Origin of the sequence: Sphingobium sp., from assembly GCF_003248505.1 — a bacterium.
Lineage (GTDB): Bacteria > Pseudomonadota > Alphaproteobacteria > Sphingomonadales > Sphingomonadaceae > Sphingobium.
On the sequence record NZ_QFOA01000115.1, the window covers coordinates 1 to 6,872 of the forward strand.

Consider the following 6,872-nt stretch of genomic DNA (forward strand, 5'->3'; position numbering starts at 1 on the left):
ACGAATATGTGCATTATTCAGGGGCACCGCAGCGGCTCGCGCGCGAGTTCGGCAAACGCTTCGGCGACAACGCCTATGCGTTCGAGGAACTGGTCGCCTTATCTGGACAGTCTGCACCGTGCCTGACGCACCATTGAACGGTATGTTCTTGGCACAACGCAGGGGGTCATCAGGCCGGATGAAGCGCTATCCATAAGCTGGCGTAGTCCGGCCTGATGGCCACCGTCCCGCAGGCGCGCAAGGTGTGCGATCTGGATTCGGGAGGGGGTCCGGGGGAGGGACTGGCAAGCTGTGGATACTTCAGACACGTCGATCGTCATTCAGGAACGCCGGGCGGCGGATGGCCTGGACTCCTACATCCCAATGATCCTGCAAGGTGGAGAGATCTACGATCCAGACCTCGACCGCTACTTCCTCGATCTGCCGTTGAACGGGGCGCGTTCGCGCCATTCGCTGCGCGCTCACGGCTATGATGTTCTGGTCTGGGTTCGCTTCCTCGCCTCCGCGCGCGGCAAGTCTGTCTGGCAAGCCGATACCGATGATGTCAGTGCCTATCATCGTGCCCGGCGGCGCAGCGATGCTGAGTTTCGGGTTTCGGCGTCGACGTGGAACCGGGCGATTGCCTCGCTCGACAAGCTTTACCGATGGGCCGAGCGGGAGGGCCTGATCGAGCGCACACCATTTACCCACCGTCAGGTCTGGCGAAGTTCGCACGGAGGGCGTCGAGCGGCCGTCACGGGCCGCAACGACGCCTATGAACGCGCGGCCCGTCGGTCCGATGTCCGCTTCATCGATCTCACCGATTACCGCGCCTTCCGAGAGGTCGGATTGCGCGGCCTGACCATAGAAGGGACCGAGCGTCCTGGAGCACGTGACCGGAATGGCGCGCGCAACGCGCTGTTCGCCGATCTGCTGGTCACCACCGGCCTGCGCCTCGAAGAGGCATCCCACCTGCTCACTGCCCAGATTCCGGTTGGCGATGCCCGCGCGGAACGGCAGCGGCGGGTAGAGCTTCCGGCGGCACTCACCAAGGGGGACAGGGGGCGTAGCATGTTGCTGCCGCGCCGTTTGTTGCCGGTGTTTGACGCCTATATCGCCGTTGAGCGAGCCGAAGCCGTCGCCAAGTTCGCAAGACGCCGTGGCTGGGAAGCCATCGACCGCCCGATCTTCATCCACTGCCCCTCATTCGGGCCGAGCGCATTGCATCTCGTTGGCGGTGGCACGATGGACATGGAGGTCGTCACACCGGATGAACGCGCCAGGCTCGTCATTTGCGATGACGACGGAACGCCCTGCGAAGCAGCGGTGCTCTGGCTGACCGAGGTCGGGCAACCGGTGCTCCCCAACTCGTGGGAAGCGATCTTCGCGCGGGCGAGCCGCCGCTGCACGGATGCCGGCATCCCGGTCCGGGTCAGCCCCCATCAACTCCGGCATTCCTTTGCGGTCCACATGCTGGCGATGCTGATCCAGCGCCGCCTTGCCGAGGCGGCGGCACCGGTGGGCACCATGGATGGTTATCGCCAGTTGGTCGGCGATCCGCTTCAGCAGGTTCAGCGATTGCTCGGTCATTCAAGCCTCGCCACGACCTCGATCTATCTCGATCACCTCGCCACGCGTGCCGATACCGTTGATGCGGCGGTCGAAGAGCTGTTGGCACTCGTACCGGGCTATCTTCCATCATGACCGCTGCTCCACGCAAAGGACGCAAGGTCAGTTTCGAGGCCTCGGCGACTGCGCCCGAGGCCGATCCATGGTCGCAGATCAGCACGCTGCGCTTCATGATCGATCCGCCATACGGCGGTGAGTTGCTCGTGGATTTCACCAGCTTCCGGCCCCGTGGCCTGGCTCTCGCCTTTGCACGGGGCCTGTTCATGCTGGTCGCCCCGCGCGGCCCCATCATGGTGCGTTCGTCGATCAAGACATACGTCACGCAGTTGCCGAGCTTCTTTGCCTATCTTGCCGGGACAGGCGATCGGATCAACGGCCCGGCAGACCTTCGTACCCACCATATCGATGGATTCGAGAGATGGCTCGCCGCACAAGGCAAGTCGCGAGTGCACGCGCCGACCTATGTCGCCAAGATCGTTTCCATCCTGCGCCGGGTCGCCGTCGATCAACCGGATCTCTTTGACCCGGGGCTCCGCGATCGGCTTCGCTACGTGAGTTCGCATCCCTATGCCCGGTCTCGCCCTCGTGACGCGTACAGTCCGTTCGTTGCCCGCCAGCTACGCGAAGCGGCGCGCACCGATCTTGTCGGCATCGAGGCGCGCTTGCGGGCCGGCCCACGCTATGACGACGTGCCGGATCTTGAGGTGGCCGCCCACAAGGCGCACCTAGCGATAGAGGCTCGCGGTACCCTGAAGCATCGCGATGCCGAGTGGATGGCGCTTTACGCCAGACGCTGGAACCGGAGCATCGTCAGCCCGGATTTCGCCATCGCGCTGCATGGTGCCCATTACCTCACATCCGCCGATGTCGTGCCGCTACTGGTCCTTTTTTCGCTCGAGACCGGCCTCGAACTCGAGTGCTGCAAGACTCTCACCATCGATTGCCTGCGCAACGCTTCGGGCGGGACGGTGGAGATCGCATACACCAAGCTTCGCGCGCATGGTGCCGAACACAAGACCATCCGGGTCAGGGACGGCGCCTCGACAACACCGGGCGGCCTGATCCGGCGCATTATCGCGCTTACGGCCAAGGCGCGGGTACATCATGCCAGCGATTGCCTGTGGGTCTATTATCAGCACGGCGAGATCACCGCTGGTATTCGCCATCCGCGCATGACGATCGACGCCTGGACGCAGCGTCACGGCATTGTCGATGACGCCGGCCGACCGCTCTATCTGCGCCTTTCGCACCTGCGCAAGACGCACAAGGCCTTGTGGTACCTGAAGACCGAAGGGCACATGGCCCGCTTCGCCGTCGGCCATACCGCCGAGATCGCGGCACGGCACTACGCCGATATTCCGGCGCTCAGACCGCTGCACGAGCAGGCCGTGGCGGACGCCCTCGAAGCGGCGCTGCCCGGTCCCAGGGCACTTCCTCCTCCCGACGAGGAGCGACTGCGCGGCGAGTTGGCGAGCCCTACTCCGGATGATGAAGGCGTCTCGCGCGCACTTCTCGACGGCGAACAGGACGTCTGGCTTGCCAGCTGCGGCAACTTCTATTCCAGTCCCTTTGCATCTGCCGGTACCGCGTGCCCAACGCCGTTCTGGGGTTGCCTCGATTGTCGCAACGCGGTCATCACCGCGCGCAAGCTACCCGCCATCCTCGCGTTCCTCTCCTTTGTCGATGATCAGCGAGCCGGCCTGAGCGCAGCCGATTGGGCAGCCAAGTTCGGCCATGCCCGTGACCGCATTGTTCAGCAGATCCTGCCCGCCTTCGGCGACGATGTCGTGGCAAGGGCCCGGGCGCAGGTCGCGGCCGAACCTCCCATGGTTTACCTGCCACCCGAGGCCCGCGCATGACCGCTCTCCAGCTTCTGGCCGACAGCTGCAATGAACGTGACGCCCTCCCGGTGCTCATCTCCGCACCGCTCCGCCCTGGGGTCGATCGCGCGCATATCTCGCGATATGGCGATCCGGTCTGGGATCTGGCTCCCGGCGTGTTTCGCGAGAATGCCCGGCGGTGCCATGTCACGGTACATTTCGCCGTTATCCAAGACCCTTCCATCGCCGATGCCCTGCGCCAGATTCTTCATGCGCGTCTCAATGTCGATCTACCCGGCCACCGTTCACGGCTTGAGCCGGCGGGGGTGCGCGGCGAGGCCAACCGGATCTTGCGTTTTTTCGACTTCGTGAAGGCTCAGCTGGGTCATTTCGATCTTGGCCGGGTCGATCAGTCGTTGGCTGATCGCTACGCCCGCTCTTTGCGCCTTGCCGGACTGCGTCCGGTTGCGGCGGCAGCGCTGCTGCGGATAGTCTTCGACCTGCATGAGTTGCGGCACCATCTGCCGACTGCGCGCCTCTCCTTTGAACCGTGGCCGGGGCGCAGCCCTTTCTCGGTGGCGGGAGCAAAGTACGTCGCCGGAGAGAACCGGACGCCGCGCATTCCGGAAGCGATCATAACGCCGCTGCTCGCCTGGTCGCTGCGCTATGTGAACTACTACGCAGGAGATATCCTCGCCTCACGGGCGGAACTCGATCGCCTTGAAGCAAAGCGCAACCGTCTGGTTGCCGCTGAGGCGGGTCTTGATCATACGGATCGACGGTCGCGGCAACGCCAACGCCTCAACACCTATATTGCCGCCTTGCGGCGACAAGGGCGCGGGATCCCGATCTGGACCACCGCACACAACGGCACAACGCGGACAGATCCGCAAAGCGGCAAAGTCACGCCGCCGATCAACTATCATCTGATCCACCTTCACGCCGGCATCGACGCGCAGGTCGAACCTGCCATGCACCTTGGCCTGACCACCGGGGCGCCGGACCTCATCGCCGCCGCCATCGCAGAACTCGGCACCGAGATCGGCGGGATGGATACGCCCATTTCCGCCGATCTCGATACTGGCCTGCCTTGGCGCACCCGCTTCGATGCCAAGGTACTGGCTCTCGAAGAGGTCATGCTGCAGTCGGCGGCCTACGTCGTTTGTGCCTATCTCTCAGGCATGCGGGACAGCGAGATCCAGGCGATGAAGCGGGGATGCCTGTCCATCACCAGAGCAGAAGACGGTGCGATCTTGCGGCATCGCATCAAGTCCACCGCCTACAAGGGCAAGCGCGGCTGCGGCGAGGAGACCGAGTGGGTCACTATCGCACCGGTCGCCGAAGCCATTGCCGTCCTCGAACGGCTTTCCGCGCGGGCGGGGCAAGCGCGCGGGACAACGACCTTGTGGCCGGTCCTCACGCTTCGGGCTAACACCAAGACGCACGTTTCTGCCGAGATCGTCCGGCAACTCAACCGGTTTCGCGATCATCTCAACGACCGGTTCGGAACGGCGCAGGCACCGATCATTCCTGCCGGCCCCAATGGCGCGCCCTGGCGTCTGACCACACGCCAGTTTCGCCGGACCATTGCCTGGCACATCGCCAACCGGCCCTTTGGGACGATTGCCGGCATGATCCAGTACAAGCACGCCAGCGTTGCGGCGTTCGAAGGCTATGCCGGCAGCAGCCGGTCCGGATTTCGGGGAGAGATCGAAGCCCAGCGCGCGCTTGGCCAGATCGACGATATCCTCGTCTACTTCGACGATCGGCAAGGTGGTGCGCGCCTTGGCGGACCTGCCGCGAACAGGATCGGAGCCGCACTCGATACTGCCGCCCACGAGTTGGCGCCGCTACCCGCCATGATTGCCGACCGGCCACGCCTACGGACGATGCTCGGCAGTCTCGCGCGGACATTGCATGTCGGCCCGCTGGCCGATTGCTTCTTTGATCCGGCAACTGCCCTGTGCCTCAACCGCATTTCGGAACCGGGTGCGACCGGACCAATGATCGCCATGTGCGAGCCGGTCCGCTGCCCCAATGCCTGCATTGCCGAACGGCATCGCCCGGCCTGGCAGCGCGGAGCTGACGAGGCGCGGCTGTTGCTGCGCGAGAAGCGGCTTCCAGAACCGCAGCGGGTAACGCTTCAGGCCGAGGTGGCAAGGATTGAGCGTGTCCTCGAACAGATCGCGCCCGGTGCCGCCACACCTCGGACCGGTGTGGCGGGAGAGGGAGAGGAGGCCGGTTTTCGGGTGACGGGCTGAAGGAGCGGAAGAGAGTTTCCCTCCGCTCGTCGTGGAGACCCGCCATGTCCCGATCCCACCCTGCGACGCCGCGAGCCGACGTCTATTCGCGCATCACCACCGAGATTGTCTCTGCCATCGAAGCCGGTGCCGGCAATTGGCGCATGCCCTGGCACCATGATGGCGCTGCCACGACGAGGCCGCAGAACGTCACCTCCCGCCGTCGCTATCGCGGTGTCAATGTGCTGGCGCTCTGGATTGCCGCCGAAGCCAGCAGCTATTCCAGTGGTCTTTGGGGGACCTATCGCCAGTGGGCAGCTCTTGGCGGACAGGTCCGCAAGGGTGAGCGCGGAACCACCGTCGTGTTCTGGAAGCAGGCCGCATCGCGCGCCGATGATGATCATGACGACGGCGAAGCCGACCCCGGCCGCATGTTCGCCCGGGCCTTCACCGTGTTCAACCTCGCACAGGTCGAGGGCTATGAGCCCGCTCCTGTCGCAGTTCTACCCGAGGGCGAGCGGTTCGGGCACGCCGAAGCTTTCGTCGCGGCCCTCAAGATCCCGATCACCGAGGGCGCCTACGATGCGCACTACCGGATCGACCTCGATCACATCTTCATGCCGACCTTTGCCTCGTTTCGGGATGCATCAGCACAGATGGGCACGCTTTTGCATGAGGCGGCCCACGCCACAGGGGCAAAGCACCGGCTCGATCGCAACTTTGCCGAACGTTTCAAGCGGGACAGTCTGGCGATCGAGGAGATCTGCGCCGAACTGACAGCTTCGTTCGTGCTCGCCGACCTCGGGATCGCCCACCATCCGCGCGCCGATCATGCCGCATACGTCGCATCGTGGTTGCGCGTGCTGAAGGACGACCCTCGCGCCATCTTCACCGCCGCCAGCAAGGCACAGGCCGCAGCCGACTGGATGCACGCCCAGCAACCCCAGCCCGAGGAGTTGGCGGCATGATGCGCGTCCTAAAAATTGGCGTCGGAAGTCAGATTGGGGCTGGACTGTCAGGATATGTCGCCTGCATCGGGCAATGTCTGGTGTGCGCCGATCTCGATCTTCCCGGTGAGCTCCACGACAATCACGCCAGCTACATCGACAACTGGCTGCGCATTCTGAAAGGCGATGCGAGCGCGATCATCAAGGCCGCGGCGAAAGCCGAGCAGGCCGTGGCCTGGCTCAGGGAGGCAGCCGCA

Annotated in this window: 6 protein-coding genes; all 6 read left to right on the forward strand. The window is 64.4% G+C overall.

Annotated elements, in window-relative coordinates; all coding sequences use genetic code 11:
- Window positions 1-137 (forward strand): zincin-like metallopeptidase domain-containing protein (locus tag DI606_RS18905; RefSeq protein WP_293985442.1); only part of this gene is annotated, 137 nt, incomplete at its 5' end.
- Window positions 138-291: 154 nt separating this feature from the next.
- Window positions 292-1,683, forward strand: a complete 1,392-nt coding sequence (locus tag DI606_RS18910) for a site-specific integrase (RefSeq protein WP_027297285.1) — start codon at window positions 292-294, stop codon at window positions 1,681-1,683.
- Window positions 1,680-3,467, forward strand: coding sequence for a hypothetical protein (locus DI606_RS18915; RefSeq protein WP_293985436.1), 1,788 nt, complete (start codon window positions 1,680-1,682; stop codon window positions 3,465-3,467). Before DI606_RS18910 ends, DI606_RS18915 begins: the two co-directional genes overlap by 4 nt.
- Window positions 3,464-5,689 carry a hypothetical protein gene (locus DI606_RS18920; protein ID WP_062346518.1) on the forward strand — a complete coding sequence of 742 codons (2,226 nt, stop codon included), beginning with the start codon at window positions 3,464-3,466 and terminating at the stop codon, window positions 5,687-5,689. The genes DI606_RS18915 and DI606_RS18920 overlap by 4 nt, the downstream gene beginning before the upstream one ends.
- Window positions 5,690-5,733: 44 nt before the next feature.
- Entirely contained in the window at window positions 5,734-6,636 is a 903-nt protein-coding gene (locus DI606_RS18925) for a zincin-like metallopeptidase domain-containing protein (RefSeq protein ID WP_027297282.1), read from the forward strand.
- The coding region (locus DI606_RS18930) for a zincin-like metallopeptidase domain-containing protein (RefSeq protein ID WP_293985440.1) at window positions 6,633-6,872 on the forward strand (240 nt) is incomplete at its 3' end. The genes DI606_RS18925 and DI606_RS18930, both read left to right, overlap by 4 nt.